The 18,749-nt window shown below is 70.6% G+C and carries 14 protein-coding genes; 7 read left to right on the forward strand and 7 right to left on the reverse strand.

The window, feature by feature from the left end; translation table 11 throughout:
- Positions 1-10: 10 nt before the first annotated feature.
- Both BST38_RS11745 and BST38_RS11750 read left to right on the forward strand, forming a co-directional pair.
- On the forward strand, positions 11-4,240 hold the full coding sequence (locus BST38_RS11745; protein ID WP_083143468.1) for a DUF3367 domain-containing protein: 4,230 nt from the start codon (positions 11-13) through the stop codon (positions 4,238-4,240).
- Between the two features lies 1 nt (position 4,241).
- A complete protein-coding gene (locus BST38_RS11750) occupies positions 4,242-5,723 on the forward strand; it encodes an AMP-binding protein (RefSeq protein WP_083143568.1) in 1,482 nt (493 codons plus the stop codon).
- Positions 5,724-5,811: 88 nt separating this feature from the next.
- Here the strand turns inward: BST38_RS11750 and BST38_RS11755 are convergent, their stop codons facing one another.
- Positions 5,812-6,921: an acyltransferase family protein gene (locus tag BST38_RS11755; protein ID WP_083143569.1), complete on the reverse strand. Its 1,110-nt coding sequence runs from the start codon at positions 6,919-6,921 to the stop codon at positions 5,812-5,814.
- Positions 6,922-7,167: 246 nt separating this feature from the next.
- Between BST38_RS11755 and pgfA the strand changes: the two genes are divergently transcribed.
- Complete coding sequence (gene pgfA / locus BST38_RS11760; RefSeq protein WP_083143469.1) at positions 7,168-8,373, forward strand: cell envelope lipid trafficking protein PgfA; 1,206 nt, start codon at positions 7,168-7,170, stop codon at positions 8,371-8,373.
- A 23-nt stretch (positions 8,374-8,396) separates the two neighbouring features.
- Positions 8,397-10,097 carry an MmpA family trehalose lipid delivery protein gene (locus tag BST38_RS11765; protein ID WP_237160747.1) on the forward strand — a complete coding sequence of 567 codons (1,701 nt, stop codon included), beginning with the start codon at positions 8,397-8,399 and terminating at the stop codon, positions 10,095-10,097.
- Here BST38_RS11765 and BST38_RS11770 read toward each other — a convergent pair.
- From BST38_RS11770 to BST38_RS11780, 3 genes are read right to left on the reverse strand one after another with little or no spacing between them, the layout of a single operon-like run.
- Positions 10,038-10,307 carry a hypothetical protein gene (locus BST38_RS11770; RefSeq protein ID WP_336385741.1) on the reverse strand — a complete coding sequence of 90 codons (270 nt, stop codon included), beginning with the start codon at positions 10,305-10,307 and terminating at the stop codon, positions 10,038-10,040. The two genes, BST38_RS11765 and BST38_RS11770, sit on opposite strands and share 60 nt — an antisense overlap.
- Positions 10,304-11,161, reverse strand: a complete 858-nt coding sequence (locus BST38_RS11775; RefSeq protein WP_083143571.1) for an oxygenase MpaB family protein — start codon at positions 11,159-11,161, stop codon at positions 10,304-10,306. The genes BST38_RS11770 and BST38_RS11775 overlap by 4 nt, the downstream gene beginning before the upstream one ends.
- Positions 11,158-11,382, reverse strand: a complete 225-nt coding sequence (locus BST38_RS11780) for a hypothetical protein (RefSeq protein ID WP_237160748.1) — start codon at positions 11,380-11,382, stop codon at positions 11,158-11,160. Before BST38_RS11780 ends, BST38_RS11775 begins: the two co-directional genes overlap by 4 nt.
- Positions 11,383-11,488: 106 nt before the next feature.
- Between BST38_RS11780 and BST38_RS11785 the strand changes: the two genes are divergently transcribed.
- Entirely contained in the window at positions 11,489-12,706 is a 1,218-nt protein-coding gene (locus tag BST38_RS11785; RefSeq protein ID WP_083143472.1) for a cytochrome P450, read from the forward strand.
- A 4-nt stretch (positions 12,707-12,710) separates the two neighbouring features.
- Here the strand turns inward: BST38_RS11785 and BST38_RS11790 are convergent, their stop codons facing one another.
- Positions 12,711-13,892, reverse strand: coding sequence for a glycosyltransferase family 4 protein (locus tag BST38_RS11790; RefSeq protein ID WP_083143473.1), 1,182 nt, complete (start codon positions 13,890-13,892; stop codon positions 12,711-12,713).
- Positions 13,893-13,930: 38 nt separating this feature from the next.
- Between BST38_RS11790 and BST38_RS11795 the strand changes: the two genes are divergently transcribed.
- Both BST38_RS11795 and BST38_RS11800 read left to right on the forward strand, forming a co-directional pair.
- Positions 13,931-14,698: a class I SAM-dependent methyltransferase gene (locus BST38_RS11795; RefSeq protein WP_083143474.1), complete on the forward strand. Its 768-nt coding sequence runs from the start codon at positions 13,931-13,933 to the stop codon at positions 14,696-14,698.
- 54 nt (positions 14,699-14,752) lie between these two features.
- Positions 14,753-16,231 carry an aldehyde dehydrogenase gene (locus BST38_RS11800; protein ID WP_083143475.1) on the forward strand — a complete coding sequence of 493 codons (1,479 nt, stop codon included), beginning with the start codon at positions 14,753-14,755 and terminating at the stop codon, positions 16,229-16,231.
- 152 nt (positions 16,232-16,383) lie between these two features.
- Here the strand turns inward: BST38_RS11800 and BST38_RS11805 are convergent, their stop codons facing one another.
- Together BST38_RS11805 and BST38_RS11810 are read right to left on the reverse strand one after the other, a co-directional pair.
- Positions 16,384-16,782: a YybH family protein gene (locus BST38_RS11805; RefSeq protein WP_083143476.1), complete on the reverse strand. Its 399-nt coding sequence runs from the start codon at positions 16,780-16,782 to the stop codon at positions 16,384-16,386.
- Positions 16,783-16,894: 112 nt separating this feature from the next.
- Entirely contained in the window at positions 16,895-18,730 is a 1,836-nt protein-coding gene (locus BST38_RS11810) for an acyl-CoA dehydrogenase (protein WP_083143477.1), read from the reverse strand.
- Between the last annotated feature and the right edge of the window lie 19 nt (positions 18,731-18,749).

Genomic DNA, 18,749 nt, shown 5'->3' on the forward strand with positions numbered 1-18,749 from the left:
CGCCCAGCCGCTGTCGCGGCGCTGGCTCTGGGTAGCCGCCGCGGCGGCCCTGGTCCTGACTTTCGCCCAGTCTCCGGGCCAGATCTCCCCTGACACCAAGCTCGATCTCACCGCCAATCCGCTGCGCTTCCTCGCGCGCGCGTTCAACCTGTGGAACAGCGAGCTGCCGTTCGGGCAGGCGCAGAACCAGGCCTACGGTTACCTGTTCCCGCACGGCACGTTCTTCCTCGCCGGTGACGTCCTCGGCGTTCCTGGCTGGGTCACCCAGCGGCTCTGGTGGGCGCTGCTGCTGGTCGTCGGGTTCTGGGGTGTGCTGCGCGTGGCCGAGGCACTCGGCATCGGGACCACGCCGTCGCGGGTGATCGGCGCGCTCGCGTACGCGTTGTCGCCGCGTGTGCTGACCACCCTCGGCGCGATCTCCTCGGAGACGCTGCCGATGATGCTGGCGCCGTGGGTGCTGTTGCCGGTGGTGCTGGCTTTGCAGGGACGCAAGGACGGGGCAGGCGACGGGCACGGCGACAGCCGTGTCCGGATGCTGGCGGCCCGTTCGGCGCTGGCGATCGCACTGATGGGGGCGGTCAACGCGGTCGCGACGCTGACCGCATGCCTGTGCGCGGCGGTGTGGCTGCTGTGCCACCGGCCGAACCGGACGTGGTGGCGGTTCGTGGCGTGGTGGCTGCCGTGCGTCGCGCTCGCGGTGGCGTGGTGGGTGGTCGCGCTGCTGCATCTGGGCCGCATCAGCCCGCCGTTCCTCGACTTCATCGAATCCTCGGGCGTCACCACGCAGTGGATGTCGCTGACCGAGATGCTGCGCGGCACCGGGGCGTGGACGCCGTACGTCGCGCCGAGCGCGACCGCGGGCGCGCCGCTGGTGACGGGCACGGTCGCGGTGCTGGCCACCTCCCTGGTCGCGGCGGCGGGGCTGGCCGGGCTGGCGATGACGCGGATGCCCGGCCGCGGCCGGCTGATCACCATGCTGATGGTCGGCGTCGTCCTGCTGGCGGCGACCTACTCCGGTGGGCTGGGGTCCCCGTTCGCGCACGCGATCCAGATGTTCCTCGACGCCGACGGCACCCCGCTGCGCAATCTGCACAAGCTCGACCCGATGTTGCGGCTGCCGCTGGCGCTGGGGCTCGCGCACCTGCTGGGGCGGGTGCCGTTACCGGGCAGTGTGCCGCGCCCGGTGTGGCGTCGGGCGTTCGCGCATCCGGAGAACGACAAGCGGGTCGCCGTCGGCATCGTGGTGCTGTCGGCGCTGACCGCCGCGACGGCACTGGCCTGGGCCGGACGGTTGACACCCCCCGGGGCGTTCGACGCGATCCCGCAGTACTGGCACGACACCGCGAACTGGCTGGACGAGAACAACACCGACGGCCGGGTGCTGGTCGCCCCGGGTGCCCCGTTCGCCACCCAGGTGTGGGGCAACAGCCACGACGAGCCGCTGCAGGTGCTCGGCGCCAGCGCGTGGGGGGTACGGGACTCGATCCCGCTGAACCCGCCGGAGACCATCCGCGCGCTGGATTCGGTGCAGCGGCTCTTCGCGGCGGGCCGCCCGTCCGCCGGACTGGCCGACACCCTTGCCCGGCAGGGCATCTCGTATGTCGTGGTGCGCAACGACCTGGATCCGGAGACGTCGCGCTCGGCGCGGCCGATCCTGGTGCACCGCGCCGTCGACGGCTCACCCGGCCTGACCAGGGTCGCCTCGTTCGGCGACCCGGTCGGGCCGGGAACACTGGAGGGATTCGTCGCCGACAGCGGCCTGCGGCCCCGCTACCCGGCGGTGGAGATCTACCGCGTCGATGCCCCCGGGTCGATGAAACCGTATGTGGCCGAAGCGGATACGCTGGCGCGTGTCGACGGTGGGCCCGAATCGCTCCTGCGCCTCGACGAGCGGCGGCGGCTGACCGGGAAGCCGCCGCTGGGACCGATGCTGCTGACCCAGGACGCGCTGCGCGCCGGCCTGGACGCACCGCTGGTCACCGTCACCGACACCCCGACCGCACGCGAGACCGACTACGGCCGTGTCGACGACCACTCGTCGGCGATCCGCGGGCCCGACGACGCGCGTCACACCTTCAACCGGGTGCCCGACTACCCGTCCGACGGCGCCGAGTTGGTGTACGGGCGATGGGGCGGTGGCCGCGTCACCGTGTCCAGTGCGGCATCGGATTCCACGGCGCTGCCCAATGTCTCGCCGTCGTCGGGGCCCGCGGCCGCCGTCGACGGGGACGCGTCGACCAGCTGGGTGTCCAACGCGCTGCAGACCGCCGTCGGCCAATGGCTGCAGGTCGATTTCGACCATCCGGTCACCAACGCCACCCTGACGATCACCCCGAGCGCGACCGCGGTCGGCGCGCAGGTGCGCAGGCTTGAGGTCTCGACCGTCAACGGCACCACGTCGGTCCGGTTCGACCAGGCCGGTAAGCCGTTGACCGTCGCACTTCCCTACGGCGAGTCACCGTGGGTGCGCATCACCGCCACCGGGACCGACGACGGGTCGCCCGGGGTGCAGTTCGGCATCACAGACATCAACGTCACGCAGTACGACGCCAACGGGTTCGCCCATCCGGTGGCTCTGCGCCACACCGTCGTCGTGCCGCCGCCCGATCCGAATTCGGCGGTGGCGCTGTGGGATCTCGGGTCCGAGTTGCTCGGCCGCGCCGGATGCGCCGACAGTCCCACCGGGACGCGGTGTGCGGCGGCGATGGCCCTGGCTTCGGAGGAACCGGTGAACCTGAGCCGGACGCTGAACGTGCCGGCGCCGACGGCGGTGACGCCGACGGTGTGGGTGCGGGCCCGGCAGGGGCCCGCACTGGCCGATCTGGTGGCCCAACCGGGCGCGACGCGGGCCGTGGGCGACGCCGACCCGATCGACGTGCTCGGCTCCGCCTACGCCGCCGCCGACGGCGACCCCGGCACGTCCTGGACCGCGCCGCAGCGCACAGTGCAGCCGCCGACCGCGCCGGCGCTGACGCTACGCCTGCCCGGCCCGCGCACGGTGTCCGCGATCGAGGTGACGCCGAGCGCGTCGCCGCTGCCGGCCCGCCCGACGCTGATCGCCGTCGACCTCGGCGACGGCCCCCAGGTCCGCCGCCTGGACGCCTCCTCGGACGGCACGACCGAGACGCTGCGGCTGCATCCCCGGCGGACCGACACCGTCACCGTGTGGCTGATGGACTGGGACGACGTGATCGACCGCACCGCACTGGGATTCGATCAGCTCAAGCCTCCGGGTCTGGCCGAGGTGACCGCGCTCGACGATCGCGGTGAGCCGATCGGCGCCGCGGACGCCGAGGCCAACAGGGCGCGCACCGTCATCCTGGAATGCGGGCGCGGTCCGGTGATCGGCGTCGCCGGCGAATTCGTGCAGACATCGGTCACCACCACCGTCGGCGCACTGTTGAGCGGCGAGCCGATCGCCGCGCGGCCGTGCCGCGACCAGCCGATCCAGCTTCCGGCAGGCGAACAGGAGCTCGTGGTGGGCCCCGGCGCCGGGCTGATCGTCGACGGTGTCCAGCTGGCGACCCCGAGGTCCGACGAGATCCGCTCTGCGACAACGACATCAGTGGACGTCGACCGGTGGGAGCCCGCGCACCGGGAGGTCACGGTCGCGGCGTCGGACACCTCGCGCGTGCTCGTCGTCCCGGAGAGCGTGAACCCGGGCTGGGTGGCCCGGGACGCGGCAGGCACCGCACTGACCCCGATCACGGTGAACGGCTGGCAACAGGGCTGGGTACTGCCCGCAGGCACCGACGGGCCGGTGGCACTGGACTTCTCGTCGAACACGACCTACCGGGCCGGCCTGATCGGCGGCCTGGCACTGCTACCGCTGCTGCTGGTACTGGCGTTCGCGCCGGTGCGCCGCCCCACCCGCACGACCCCCGCCGCGCAGCCGTGGCAGATCGGCGCGCCCGGTGTCGGCGTCGCGACAGTGGCTGCGGCCGCGGTCATCTCAGGATGGTTCGGCGCGATCGTCGGTGCCGTCGCCGTCGGGATCCGCTATCTGTTGCGCCGCCGTACCCGGCTGCTGGACCGGATCACGGTGGTCACCGCGGCATTCGGGCTGATCCTGGCCGGTGCGGTGCTCAGCGGCGACCCGTGGCGTTCGGTCGACGGGTATGTCGGACATTCGCCCGGCGTGCAATTCCTCGCGCTGCTGTCGGTGGTCGCGGTGGTGACCTCGACGATGCGGTTCACCGATTCCGGCCGTCCGCCGTCCGGCGACGACGAGGATGGGTGACATGACCGACGTCGCCGCCGCACTCGTCCCCCCGATCAGCACCCAGGTCTCGGCGCTGGCCGGGCGGGCACCCGAGGCACCGGCGATCACCTGTGACGGGCAAACCGTGACCCGCGGCGAGCTGGATGCGGTCACCAACCGGATCGCGCACGGGTTCGCGGCCAGGGGTGTCCGGGCCGGCGATTACGTGACAATCGTGGCGCCCAACTCACTGGACTGGGCGTACGCGGTCCTGGCCTGCTGGAAGCTCGGCGCGGTGCCGCAACCGCTGTCGGCACGTCTGCCCGACACCGAACTGGGCGCGCTACTGGAGCTGCGCAGACCGGCGCTGTTGGTGGGCCGGACCGATCCGACCGGCGTCACCGCCTGCACGACAACAGATCTGGCCGCCGAGTTCACCACCGAGTCCGACGGCGCGCTGCCGGAGGCGGTGTCCCCGGTGTGGAAGTCGATGGCCTCGGGCGGAAGCACCGGCCGCCCCAAGCTGATCGAGGCGGGCGGGAACAGCCGGGTGCCACCGGCGATCGGGTATCCGCTGGGCGCGCAGGAGGGCGACGTGACCCTGCTGTCGGTGCCGCTGAGCCACAACACCGGTTTCACGACGTTCGCGATCGGCCTGCTGCAGGGCCATCACCTGGTGGTGATGCCGCGTTTCGAACCGCACGAGTTCCTGCGGCTGATCACCGAACACCAGGTCACGTTCCTGACCACGGTGCCGACGATCATGCAGCGGCTGCTGCCGGTGTACCGGGCCGACCCGGACGCCTACGACCTGTCCTCGATCCGCCGGTTCTGGCATGTCGCGTCGGCGTGCCCGCCCGCGGTGAAGCGGGCATGGATCGACATCGTCGGCCCCGATGCGCTCTGGGAGCTGTACGGCGGCACCGAGTTACAGGCGCTGACGTTCATCTCCGGGGCACAGTGGCTGACGCACCCCGGCTCGGTCGGTGTCGTGGTGGCCGGTGAGATGAAGGTGCTCGACGACGACGGCAACGAATGCCCGCCCGGTGTGCCCGGGGAGATCTACATGCGCCCGGCGCCCGGGTCCTCGCCGACCTACCGCTACATCGGCAGTTCGGCGAAGAGCCGCGACGGCTGGGACTCGCTGGGCGATCTCGGCTACTTCGACGAGGACGGATTCCTGTACCTCAACGACCGCCGCGTCGACATGTTCACCGTCGGCGGGCGCAACGTGTACCCGGCCGAGACCGAGTCGGCGCTCGCCGAACATCCCGGCGTGCTGTCGAGCCTGGTGGTCGGGTTGCCCGACGACGACCTCGGGCACGTCCCGCACGCGCTGGTGCAGGCCGGCGGGCTGACCCAGGACGACGTGGTCGCGTTCCTGGCCGAGCGGATCGCGTCGTACAAGGTGCCGCGCTCGGTGGAGTTCACCGAGCGGCCGCTGCGCGACGATGCGGGGAAGGCGCGGAGGTCGTCGGTCCGCGACGAGGTGATCGCGCGGCGAGCCGCGCGAGGGTCCTGACCTCGTCGAGATTGCATCCAGGCAGCAAAAGTGCGAGTGGAGTCCTGCCGGAATGCAATTTCGGCGACCGAATCAGCGCGCGACGGCATCAGCGCGCGACGGCGGGCTCGATCTCCTCGGTGATCGACGAGTCCAGCGGGGTCGGGTCGTTGCGCCGCTCCCAGCGCCGCAGCGCATTGCGGCACGGCGCCTCCACCAGCGCATAGCTGACCGCGGCGATCGCGAAGCCGAACAGCGTCGTCAGCACGAGCACGATCGTGAAATGCCCGCTGAACGGGAATTCGCCGATGATCGGGAAAACCATCGCCAGCGCGGCGAGGTGCCATACGAACAGCCCGTAGGACCAGCGCCCCAGCGTCACCATCAGCGGGCTGCCGAGGATCCGGTGTGGTGTGTCGACGCGGTCGAGTACCAGCGGCGCCAGCAGCGCCCCGGCGACGATCGCGCCCATCGCGGTCTTGAGCGTCACCTGGATCACCGAGCCGGGGTGCAGGCCTTCCTTGCCGGCCAGCGGGGACGCCGCGATCGCGAACGCCGTCACCGCGATCAACGCCATCAGCACCCGTCGCCGCGCCAGCCGGTGTGCCCAGCCGACCGGGCTGACCGTCAGCTCCGCGAGCACCATGCCCGCGGCGAACCACGAGAAGAAGGCCGGCGGCCAGTTCCACAGGTTGTGCCCGGAGTCCCTGTCGAACGGGATGTGCACCCACAGCAGGCTGGCCGCCGCGACCACGACGATCACCGGGATCCTGGCCCGCACCGGCAGATAGCGGGCCAGCAGCGCCAGCAGCGGCAGCGCCAGGTAGAAGCTCATCTCCACCGACAGGCTCCACATCTGCGTCAACCCCGCGGTCAGGGTCAGCGGAACATAGATCTGGGTCAGCGTCAGATTCGCGAGCCACACCGTGAAGTCGGCCCTCGCCTCCGGCAGCAGGGTCAGGATCACCACGACCGCGACGAGGTAGCCGGGCATGATGCGCACGATGCGCGACCGCAGATAGTGGCCGGTCCGCGGCCGGGACCGCAGCCCGCGCGCGGCGGCGGCGTGACCGCGCCACAGCAGGAACCCGGACAGCGCGAAGAACACCGCGACCGCGAGGTCGAAGCGGCCCAGGATGCGTCCGGCGACGCCGGCGTTGATTCCGGTCTGGAACGCGACGTGGGTGACGACGACGCCGATGGCGGCGCACGCGCGCATGCCCTCGACGGCGGGAAGGAAGCTGCGCGTCCCGCCGACGGTCTCACCGACGGCTGTAGTCACGACGACCAGTCTGCCCGGTGACGCATGAGACGGGCGAAACCGGGGAAGTAAGGCACGTGCGCTCAGGCGCCGGAGTAAGCGACGACCTTAAGCAGTGCTGTTAGGGTCAAACGGGCTTTCAGGCGTCCGACTGGGCGCCGCCTCCGCCATGCCCCGTGGCGGCGCGCGAAGGGAGACACGGTATTGAACCGCGCAGTTGCGCTGAGGATCGCCGCGTGCGGAATCATGGGCCTCGGAGCGGCCTTGCTCATCGCCGCTCTGCTCTTGTCCACCTACACCAAGGGCAAGATCGCCAAGATCCCGCTGAACATCGACGCCACCCTCGTCAGCGACGGCACGGCGACGGCCTTCGATCCGGCGTCGCTGCTCGGTGAGCGCTTCGTCGTCAACGAAGACGTTCCCGTCGTGCAGCAGCAGCAACTGAGTGTGGAGTCGCCGGCCAACGCCGACGTCGTGACGCTGCAGGTCGGCACGTCGCTGCGGCGCACCGATCAGCAGCAGGACAACGGTCTGCTACTGGCGATGGTGGACACCGTGACGGTCAACCGCCAGACCGCGGAAGCGGTGTCCAGCGAGACCAATCCCGGCGGTTCGGTGCAGAAGCCGCGCGCGATCGAGGACGAGACCCCGCCGACCAGCATCGCGCTGCCGCACGAGGGCCTGAGCTACCGGTTCCCGTTCGACACCGAGAAGAAGACCTATCAGCTGTTCGATCCGATCGCGCAGCGTCCGTTCGACGTGAACTACTCCGGCGAGGAGGACGTCAACGGCCTGACGACGCTGCGGTTCACCCAGAACGTCGGATTCGACAACGACGGCGAACTCGTCGAGCCGGTGAAGTTCGCGTCGCTCTACGACGACGACGCCGACAGCCAGGTGACCGCGCGCGCGTCGCTGTGGGGCCTGGAGGGCGATCCGGAGGAAGAGATCACGATGACGCGGTACTACGCCGCGCAGCGCACCTTCTGGGTCGACCAGGTGTCGGGCACCATCGTCAAGGAGACCGACCGCGCCTACCACTACTACGCCCGCGACGCGCTCAAGCCCGAGATGACCTACGTCGACTACACCGTCACCTCCGACGAGGAGACGATCGAGGCCCAGGTCGCCGCCGCGCAGGACGAGCGCGACCGGGTGGCGCTGTGGGGCCGCATCCTGCCGATCACATTCACCGCGCTGGGTCTGGTGCTGCTCGTCGGCGGCGCGCTGCTCGGCACGTTCAGCCTGCGCGCGGAGTCCATGCTGGCCGATCCGGGTCTCGACGACACCGGTGACCGGTTCTACGGCAAGCGGGGCGAGGAAGGCGAGCCGGTCCCGGGCGCCGAGGCGATGACCGAGAAGCTCCCGGCGCAGCGGCCGACCGATCTGCCACCGGACCGACCGGTCTGATCGCTCGTCTCCGCGCGCCGGCGGTGCCGGCCTACGCGCTGGCGCTGACGCTGGCGGTCACCGCACCGCTGCTCGGTCCCGGTCATCTGCTGCTGCGCGACGCGGTGTCGACCCCGCGCTCGTATCTGACCGACGCCGCACTGGGCCTGTCCCAGGCCGCGCCGAGGGCACTGCCTCAGGACTTCTTCGTCGCGCTGGCCTCGACCGTCGTCGACGGCGGTGTGGTGGTCAAGGCGCTGCTGATCCTCGGGCTGTTCCTGGCGGGCTGGGGCGCGGCGCGGCTGGTCGCCGTCGTGTTGCCGGACGCGGGGACGGCCGGGCAGTGCGTGGCGGTGACGGTCGCGATCTGGAATCCCTATGTCGCCGAGCGGCTCCTTCAGGGCCACTGGAGCCTGCTGGTCGGCTACGGCTGCCTGCCGTGGGTGGCCGCGTCGGTGCTGTCACTGCGGGTCTCGGCGCGCGGCGGTGTCGCGGCGCTGGTGTTCTGGCCGGCGCTGGCCGGCCTGACCCCGACGGGGTTGCTGCTGGCCGTGGTGGTCGCTGTGGCGGCGGCGCTGGCGCCGGGCACCGGACGGCCGCGCTGGTGGTGCGCGACGGTCAGCCTGGCGGCGTCGCTGACGGCGGCGCTGCCGTGGCTCGTCGCGTCCGTGCTCGGCACCGGCTGGGCCGATCAGGACGCGGGGCTGCGCGCGGGCATCGACGCGTTCGCCGCGCGTGCCGAACCGGGGTTGTCCACGCTGTTCAGCCTCGCCAGCCTGGGCGGGATCTGGAACTCCGAGGCGGTCCCCGCGTCCCGCACAACGCTTTTCGCGGTCGCATCCGCGGTGGTGCTGCTCGGCATCGTCGCCGTCGGCGTGCCGCGGCTGATCCGCGGCCGCACCGCGGTCCCGCTGCTGGTGCTGGCCGCGCTGGCCGTCGTCGGGCCCGCGCTGATGGCGACCGGGCCTGGCCTTGCGGCGCTGGAGGCGCTGAGCCGCGCCGTCCCCGGGCTCGGGGTGCTGCGCGACGGCCAGAAATGGGTGGCGCTGGCCATGCCCGCGTACGCACTGGCCGGTGCCGCGGCCGTGGTGACACTGCGCCCGCGGCTGCCCGCGCTGGCCACCGCCACGGTGTGCTGTGCGGCGCTGATCGCGACGCTGCCGGATCTGGTCTGGGGCGTCGGCGGCCGCGTCGCGCCGGTGCGCTACCCGCCGGGCTGGGCCGCGGCCGCCGCCGTGGTCAATGCCGAGCCGGCGCCGGTCGCGGTGCTGCCCGTCGACAGTATGCGCCGATTCTCTTGGGGCCCAGACGCACCTGTACTCGACCCGCTGCCGCGGTGGCTGCGCGCCGAGGTGCTCAGCACCGGCGACCTGACCGTGGCGGGCCACACCGTGCTCGGCGAGGGGGCCCATGCCCGCGACGTCCAGCGCATGCTGACCGCGGGCGCGGGCCGCGACGAACTCGCCGCGGCCGGGGTCGGGTGGGTCGTCACCGAGGGCCCGGTTCCCGCGCTCCCGCTGCCGGTCGCCTATCGCGACGACGACATCGCCGTCTACGCCGTCGGCGGCGACTCCGCCGGCTCGCCGCACCGGCCGGTGATGATCGCCGCGCATGCGGTGTGGCTGGGTCAGTTGGGCCTGGGGATAGGCCTTTGTCTGGCCGGGTTGGTCATCGGGCGGCTGCGGTCACGGCACGCACACCGACGGGACGAGGACGAACAGCGGCCACAGACCGGCCATCAGTAGGTAGGCCGCGATCCCGCCCCCGGCCGGGAACGCGGTCTGCAGCAGGTCCTCGACATGGCGGACCTTCTCGACGTTGAAGAACGCCCACGCGAGCCCGATCACCACGTACGGGATCGCCATCCACAGGCCGAACTCGATCATGCCCGCGACCGAGACACGCTTGCTCAGCAGGCTTCGGGTGCGGGTGCGCATCGACATCACCGTCCTCACACCAACTGCCGGTGTCGGCGCACCCGCATCCGGACGTCGGCCAGCAGCACGTAACTGCCGCCCTGCCGCAGGAATCCGGGGATGAAGCGGTTGACGAACGCGACGAACAGGAACAGCTGCTCGAACATCCGCTGCCGGCCCGGCCCCCAGGACAGGCGGAGCTGTTCGCGGAACACCGGCGCCAGGAATCCTGTGGTGAGGAACTTCAGCAACGGCCGGAACGGAAGTCCCAGCAGCGGGTTGATCATCCGCAGGTCGATCAGGTCGAGCAGATAGCCGCGGACGGTGTCGTCGACCGCGACGTGCTCGCAGGCGGTGTCCCAGTAGCGGTCGAAGTCCGCGCGGGTGGCGGGCCACTGGTCCTCGGTGACCTGCAGCGTGGTGCCCAGCGTCCAGGCCGACCGGTAGAACTGCTCGGCCTGTTCCGGGGTCATCTCGCCGCGCAGCAGCTGATAGGTGTCCTCCAGCCCGACGAACAGGCAGGCGGCCACCCACATCTGCAGGTCACGGTTGAATGCGTTGTAGCGCACCGGGCTTGACGGCGTGGACTTGACGTGCCGGTGCGCCCCGTTGACGGCCTCACGGTACGCGGCGCGGTCGCCGTCGGTGCCGAAGATCGCGACGGCCAGGTATTGGAACGTGGTGCGTGCCCGCTTCCACGGATGCTTCATCAGGTTGCCGGAGTCGACCTTGCTCTCCACCACGCCGTAGCCGACGCCGGGCCGGGACAGCTGCATGATCACGTTGGCGGCACCGGCGGCGAAGGACCAGAAGTCCATCGCGTCACCGACTTTCACCGGTTCGTCGCTCCAGCGGGCGGTCCGGCGGGTGATCGTGATCCGGTTCCCGGTCATGGCGGGCACACGTCGGCGAACAGCAGCAGCGGCCAGAACAGCACGGTCCCGACGAACACCGGGACCTTCACCAGGCCGTCGACGGCGGTGACGAAGTCGGGGCGCAGCACCGCGAACACCAGCCCGATCGCACCGTACGGCGCCAGCAGCAGCACCGCGGTGCCGAACCATTCCGCCAGGGTCATCTCGTAGCTCAGGAGTCGGCGCAGGTCGCTGAGCATGCTCATTATGTTAATGGCTGTTCGTCGTGGTGTCTGCAATACCGCGGGTGAATCATCTTGATCAATCGCCACTTCCACGCCGAGGCACCCGGCTACAGTGCGCCCTATGGCCACGGACGCGATCACCGTCGGCGGGGTCGATCTCACCGAACCGGACGTCTACCTGGCCGGGATGCCGTACGACGCGTTCCGCGAACTGCGCCACCGGGCGCCGGTGGCGTGGCACCCGCACGGCGACACGGGTTTCTGGGCGCTGACCCGCTACGACGACATCTACGCGGTGTCCAGGGACAGCGAGACGTGGTCGTCGCAGGCGACCGGGGTTTTCTTCGACGTCCCGGCGCCCGAGGACGCCTATCAGCTGGAGCTGATGATGCTGACGATGGACCCGCCGCGGCACACCGCGCTGCGGGCGCTGGTCAGCCGCGGCTTCACCCCGCGCCATGTCGCCCGGCTGGGCGCGCGCACCGCGGACATGGCCCGCGAGATCGTCGACGACGCGCTGGAGCGCGGCGAATGCGAGTTCGTCAACGACGTGGCAGGCGCGCTGCCGTCCTACGTGATCGCCGAATTGCTGGGCATCCCAACCGAAGACGGCCGCCGGCTGTACGCGCTGACCGACATCATGAACACCCGGCCACTGCACGACCCCGAACTCGTGCAGGCCCAGACGGAGATGTTCGAGTACGCGAGCGCGCTCGCCGCGCTGAAACGGGCCTCGCCGGGCGACGACATCGCGACCGCGCTGCTGCACGCCGAGGTCGACGGGCAGCGGCTGACCGACCTCGAGTTCAACCTGTTCTTCCTGCTGCTGATCAACGCGGGCGGGGACACCACCCGAAACCTCGTCGCAGCAGGAACTCTCGCACTGATCGACCACCCCGAGCAGCGGCTGCGGCTGACCGCCGACCCGTCGCTGATGCCCACCGCGATCGAGGAGATGTTGCGCTGGACCAGCCCGGTCACCGTGTTCACCCGCACCGCGACCCGCGACACCGAGGTGGGCGGGGTGCGGATGCGTTCCGGTGAGCGGGTGGCGATGTTCTACCCGTCGGCCAACCGGGACGAGGCGCACTTCGCCGACCCGGACCGCTTCGACGTCGGGCGCACCCCGAACCAGCACCTGGCGTTCGGCGGCGGAGGCACGCACTTCTGCCTCGGCGCCAGCCTGGCGCGGGCCGAGGCTGCCGCGATCTTCCGCGAGATCCTCACCCGCACAACGGACATCGAGCCGATCGGCCCGGTCGAGCGGGTCCGATCGGTGCTGATGAACGGCATCCGGTCGATGCCGGTGCGCCTGGTGCCCGCGGCTGTGCCCGCCTGACGCGTCAGAGGACGCCGCTGGTGATGCGCCCCGCGTGCACCGATTCCAGCACCGCGCGCATCGCGTCGGCGCTCTGCCGCCAGGAGAACTCACCGCTGCGCACCTGCGCCTTGGTGCCCAGCTGCTCACGCAGCACATCGTCGGTGAGCAGCCGCTCCAGCCCGTCGACCAGGTCGCTGTAGCCGTCGACCAGCATGCCGGTGACACCGTCGACGATCGAGTCGGTCAGACCGCCCGAGGACCTGTAGCCGATGGTCGGCACCCCGTGCTGGGCGGCCTCGACCACCGCCAGCCCCCAGCCCTCCTTGCGCGACGGCAGCACCTGAACCCAGCTGCGCTGCAGCACAGTGTGTTTGGTGGCGTCGTCGACGTGGCCGTGGAAGGTGACCGCGTCGGAGATGCCCAGCTGCGCAGCATGGTCGGTCAGCTTCTGCGCCCACCAACCGTCGCCGAGCACGTCGAGATGCAGGCCGGGAATCCTGGGACGCAGCGCGGCGATCACGTCGAGCGCGTCCTCGATCTGCTTGTGCGGCACCAGCCGGGACAGCACCACCACCCGCGGGGTCGCCGAGCGGGGCACGGTCAGCGACTCGGCGGGCGCCGCGTCGACGCCGTTGCGCACCACCGCGACATGTTCGGGGTGCACGCCCAGCACCGCGAGGTCGCGCGCCGATGGCAGCGACACCGTCACGTACTGGTTTCCCCGGTACAGCCGCGGCGCGATCCGCGACTCGACGAACCAGCCGATGCGGCTCATCACCGGCCCGGCCACCGGCCACTGCTCGCGGTGGCAGTGGTGCACCAGCACCACCGCGCGGCGGCCGTGCACCAGCCGGGACAGGAACGGCAAACCGTTCTGGGTGTCGACGACGACGTCGGGCCGGACCCGGCGCAGCGGGCCGAGACCGATCTTGGCCGCGGCCATCGCCAGCCCGGCCCACACGTAGACCGTGTAGGCGCCGCCGCGGCGCTGGATGTGCACCCCGTCGACGACCTCGCGGCGCGCCGAGCCCGGGTAGCGCGCGGTGCGCAGCGTCACCCTGGTCCCCGAGGCGGCCAGCTGCGCGCCGATGCGCTGCAGATAGGTCTCGGAACCGCCGCCCTGCGGGTGCCCGGTGTCGCGCCAGCACAGCAGCAGCACGGAGCCCACGGGCGCGGGCTGGTCGCGTTCTGGCCGGGGTGACATAACCGTGCCAGCCTAACCGCCCTGCGTAGGGTGTCCGGGTGGCCGCTACGGATCTGCTCGCCCGGCGGGCGACGCTGTCGCGTTCACTGCGGCTGCTCTCGGCGTTCCGGTTCGAGCAGAGCGACCCGGACCGGTTCTACGGCGCGCTGGCCGCCGACACCGTCGCGATGGTCGAGGACCTGTGGCGTTCGGCCGTCGGCAGCTCCATCCGGGGCCTGACGCTGCTCGACGTCGGCGGCGGCCCGGGCTACTTCGCGTCGGCGTTCACCGCGGCCGGGGTGCGCTACATCGGTGTCGAACCCGACCCCCGCGAGATGCACGCGGCGTCTCCGCGCACCCACGACCCCGCCGGGACGTTCCTGCGGGCCTCGGGCACCGCGTTGCCGATCGCCGACGACAGCGTGGACATCTGCCTGTCGTCGAACGTCGCCGAGCACGTCGCGCAGCCGTGGCGCCTCGGCGACGAGATGCTGCGCGTGACCCGCCCCGGCGGGCTCGCGGTGCTGTCCTACACGGTGTGGCTGGGCCCGTTCGGCGGTCACGAGATGGGCCTGACGCACTATCTCGGCGGGTATCGCGCGGCCGAGCGCTACACCCGCAAACACGGCCACCGGCCGAAGAACGACTACGGCTCGTCGTTGTTCGCCGTCTCCGCGGCCGACGGACTGCGCTGGGCGCGCGGCACCGGGGCGCTCGTCGCCGCATTCCCTCGCTACCACCCGCGATGGGCATGGGGTCTGACGGGTGTGCCCGGGGTCAGGGAATTCCTGGTGAGCAATCTGGTGCTGGTGTTGCAGCCCTCTTGACGGCTGTCTTGCAACAGGTTCTCGTTTCGCGATCCGGTCGGTAGTGTGACCGGTATGACACAGAGCACGGCCTTCAGGACCGAATGGGACAAGCTGTTCATCGGCGGCAAATGGGTCGAGCCGGCGACCTCGGATGTGATCGAGGTTCATTCGCCGGCCACCGGAGAACTCGTCGGCAAGGTGCCGCTGGCCTCGGCGGCCGACGTCGACGCCGCCTGCGCCGCCGCGCGTGAGGCGTTCGACAACGGGCCGTGGCCGCAGCTGTCGCCCGCCGAGCGCGCCGAGGTGCTGGGCCGTGCGGTCAAGCTCATGGAGGAGCGCGCCGACGAACTGAAGTTCCTGCTGGCCGCCGAGACCGGTCAGCCGCCGACGATCGTCGACATGATGCAGTACGGCGCCGCGATGTCGTCGTTCCAGTTCTATGCCGGCGCGGCCGACAAGTTCACCTGGCAGGACATCCGCGACGGCGTGTACGGGCAGACGCTGGTGGTGCGTGAGCCGGTCGGCGTCGTCGGCGCCGTCACCGCGTGGAACGTGCCGTTCTTCCTGGCCGCCAACAAGCTCGGTCCCGCGCTGCTGGCCGGCTGCACCGTCGTGCTCAAGCCGGCCGCCGAGACCCCGCTGTCGGTGTTCGCGATGGCCGAGATGTTCGTCGAGGCGGGCCTGCCCGAGGGCGTGCTGTCGATCGTGCCGGGCGGCCCGGAGACCGGTCAGGCGCTGACCGCGAACCCGAACCTGGACAAGTACACGTTCACCGGCTCGTCGGGCGTCGGCAAGGAGATCGCGAAGATCGCGGCCGACAAGCTCAAGCCGTGCACGCTGGAACTCGGCGGCAAGTCCGCGGCGATCATCCTCGACGACGCCGATCTGGACTCGACGCTGCCGATGCTGGTGTTCTCGGGCCTGATGAATTCGGGCCAGGCATGCGTCGGGCAGACCCGCATCCTGGCGCCGCGCTCGCGCTACGACGAGGTCGTCGAGAAGTTGTCGGCCGCCGCGGCCGGCATGGCCCCCGGGCTGCCGGACAACCCGGCCGCCATGATCGGCCCGCTGATCAGCGAGAAGCAGCGCGAGCGTGTCGAGGGCTACATCAAGAAGGGCATCGAGGAAGGCGCGCGGGTGGTCACCGGCGGCGGCCGCCCGGAGGGCCTGGACAGCGGCTGGTTCGTCCAGCCGACGGTGTTCGCCGACGTCGACAACTCGATGACCATCGCGCAGGAGGAGATCTTCGGCCCGGTGCTCGCGGTGATCCCCTACGAGGACGAGGACGACGCGGTGCGCATCGCCAACGACTCGGTCTACGGGCTGGCGGGTTCGGTGTACACCACCGACAACGACCGGGCGCTCAAGATCGCGCGGCGGATCCGCACCGGCACCTACGCGGTGAACATGTACGCGTTCGACCCGTGCGCCCCGTTCGGCGGTTACAAGAACTCGGGCATCGGCCGGGAGAACGGCTGGGAGGGCATCGAGGCGTACTGCGAGCAGAAGAGCATCCTGCTGCCGTTCGGATACACGCCGCCGGCTTCCTGACGAGCAGACACAAAATCGCACGCTCACCGCGGTGGGCGTGCGATTTTGCGTCTGGTGGGTGTCTGGTGGGGCACGGGTCGCCGACTGCACGGAATATGCCGGGAAATCACCGGAAATCGGTCATAAAGCGTGCGTTCGGCGCACCCGGGGACTCAGTTCTCGATTGGGAACGAGTGGTGCTCGTGGGCGATCAGCCACTGCCCGTCCGCTTTCCGCAGTCCCATGGTGATGCGCAGCCGTTCGCCGGGCTTGGCTTCCAGGTGCTCGGGAAGCCCGCAGCGCAGCAGCGCGTACGCGAAACCGACGTCGTCCCCGGCGACCACGTCGAGTTCGACGAGCTCGAACAGCGCGCCGCCGGCCAGGAAGTCGAAGAATGGCGGCCACGAGTCGCGGTAGGCGGCGGTGCCCCGGACCCCGTCGTAAGGCGGGGTCGCGTCGAACATCACGAGGTCTTCGGTGTGGGCGGCGAGCACGCCGTCGAGGTCGCGGGCGCGGATCGCCTCGATCCACCGCTCGACGGTGTCCCGGATCTGTCGCTGGTTGTCGGTCACGGGTGTACCGACCTCCGCACGCCCCGAAACTCACCGCCGAGAAGACACACACTCGCACCGACACGCCGGAAAGGGTGCGAGTTCACGACTGCTCGCGAGGGGACCCGCGCGCTCAGAACGCGGCTTCGGCCAGGTCCATCGCGGTCAGGTCGACGGCCTGCAGAATCGTCCGCTGCGCGGTGAGCCGCGGAAGCACGTTGCGGGCGAAGAACTTTCCGGTCGCGACCTTGCCGGCGTAGAACGCCCGGTCGCGCTCGGCGATGTCGCCGTCGAGGGCGTTCAGCGCGATCTCGGCCTGCTGCAGCAGCAGCCAGCCCAGCAGCAGGTCGCCGACGGCGAGCAGGAACGGGACCGACTCCAGGCCGAGGCGATACAGCTCGCGCGGATTCTCCTGCGAGTCGACCAGGAACTTCGTCATCGCGGCGACCATCTCCTGCACGTCACCGACGGCGGTGGCCAGCAGCGAGCGCTCGGTGGCCAGTTCCGGGCGGGCCGCGGGATCGTCGAGGAACTTCCGCAGCTGGCCGACCACGTGCAGCAGCGCGCCGCCCTGATCCCTGGCGATCTTGCGGAAGAAGAAGTCCTGCGCCTGGATCGCGGTGGTGCCCTCGTAGAGCGAGTCGATCTTCGCGTCGCGGATGTACTGCTCGATCGGATAGTCCTGCAGGAAGCCCGATCCGCCGAACGTCTGCAGCGACTCGGTCAGGCACTGGTAGGCCCGTTCGGAGCCGACGCCCTTGACGATCGGCAGCAGCAGATCGTTGACGCGCCCGGCCATCGCCTCGTCGGCGCCGGAGACGATCGCGGCGACCCCGGTGTCCTGGTGCGCGGCGGTGTAGAGGTACAGCGCCCGCAGCCCTTCGGCGTAGGCCTTCTGCGTCATCAGCGCGCGACGCACGTCGGGGTGGTGGATGATCGTGACGCGCGGGGCCGTCTTGTCGGTCATCTGGGTCATGTCGGCGCCCTGCACGCGGGTCTTGGCGTATTCGAGGGCGTTCAAGTATCCGGTCGACAGTGTCGCGATCGCCTTGGTGCCCACCATCATTCGCGCGTACTCGATGACCTTGAACATCTGCGCGATGCCGTTGTGGGTGTCGTTGACCAGCCAGCCGACCGCGGGTGTCCCGTGCTGGCCGAACGTCAGCTCGCAGGTCGCCGACGCCTTCAGCCCCATCTTGTGCTCGAGGCCGGTGACGAACACGCCGTTGCGTTCACCGAGGTCGCCGGTCTGCGGATCGAAGTGGAACTTCGGCACGATGAACAGCGACAGCCCCTTGGTACCGGGTCCGGCGCCCTCCGGGCGGGCCAGCACGACGTGCACGATGTTCTCGAACAGGTCGTCGGTGTCGCCGTTGGTGATGAACCGCTTCACGCCGTCGATGTGCCAGGTGCCGTCGGCCTGCTGGACCGCCTTGGTGCGACCGGCGCCGACGTCGGAGCCGGCGTCGGGTTCGGTCAGAACCATGGTGGCGCCCCAGTTGCGGTCGATCATCAGCTTGGCCCAGTGCCGCTGCTGCTCGTTGCCGATGGAGTCGATGATGTGGGCCATCTTCGGACCCGCGGCGTACATGAACGCGGCCGGCTGCGCGCCGAGCGCGAGCTCGTTGATCGCCCACTCCAGCATCGACGGCGCGGGCACGCCGCCGATGGCCTCGGCCATGCCGACGCGGAACCATTCGCCGTCATACCAGGCCCGGAACGACTTCTTGAACGCCGCCGGAATGGTCACGACGTGGGTCGACGGGTCGAACGACGGCGGGGTGCGATCGGTCTCGGCGAACGCCTCCGCGACCGGGCCCTCGGCCAGTTCGGCGGCCTGGGCGAGCATCTCGTGGGCCGACTGCAGATCGAGGTCACCGAAGTCGCCGGTGGCGAGCGCCTTCTCCAGCGCGAGCACCTCGAAGAGGTTGAACTCCAGGTCGCGGACGTTGCTCTTGTAGTGCCCCATGCTGCATCCTCCGGTCCGC

The organism is Mycolicibacterium parafortuitum (genome assembly GCF_002086815.1).
In the GTDB taxonomy this organism is placed as follows: Bacteria; Actinomycetota; Actinomycetes; order Mycobacteriales; family Mycobacteriaceae; genus Mycobacterium; species Mycobacterium parafortuitum.

Bases quoted from the DNA above. Each gene is read 5' to 3' on its own strand.
- BST38_RS11785 (WP_083143472.1), top strand. From the start codon at position 11,489: ATGGCCACGGACGCGATCACCGTCGGCGGGGTCGATCTCACCGAACCG.
- BST38_RS11810 (WP_083143477.1), bottom strand. From the start codon at position 18,730: ATGGGGCACTACAAGAGCAACGTCCGCGACCTGGAGTTCAACCTCTTC.
- BST38_RS11755 (WP_083143569.1), bottom strand. From the start codon at position 6,921: ATGCGCGCGTGCGCCGCCATCGGCGTCGTCGTCACCCACGTCGCGTTC.
- BST38_RS11790 (WP_083143473.1), bottom strand. From the start codon at position 13,892: ATGTCACCCCGGCCAGAACGCGACCAGCCCGCGCCCGTGGGCTCCGTG.
- BST38_RS11775 (WP_083143571.1), bottom strand. From the start codon at position 11,161: ATGACCGGGAACCGGATCACGATCACCCGCCGGACCGCCCGCTGGAGC.
- BST38_RS11750 (WP_083143568.1), top strand. From the start codon at position 4,242: ATGACCGACGTCGCCGCCGCACTCGTCCCCCCGATCAGCACCCAGGTC.
- BST38_RS11780 (WP_237160748.1), bottom strand. From the start codon at position 11,382: ATGCTCAGCGACCTGCGCCGACTCCTGAGCTACGAGATGACCCTGGCG.
- BST38_RS11800 (WP_083143475.1), top strand. From the start codon at position 14,753: ATGACACAGAGCACGGCCTTCAGGACCGAATGGGACAAGCTGTTCATC.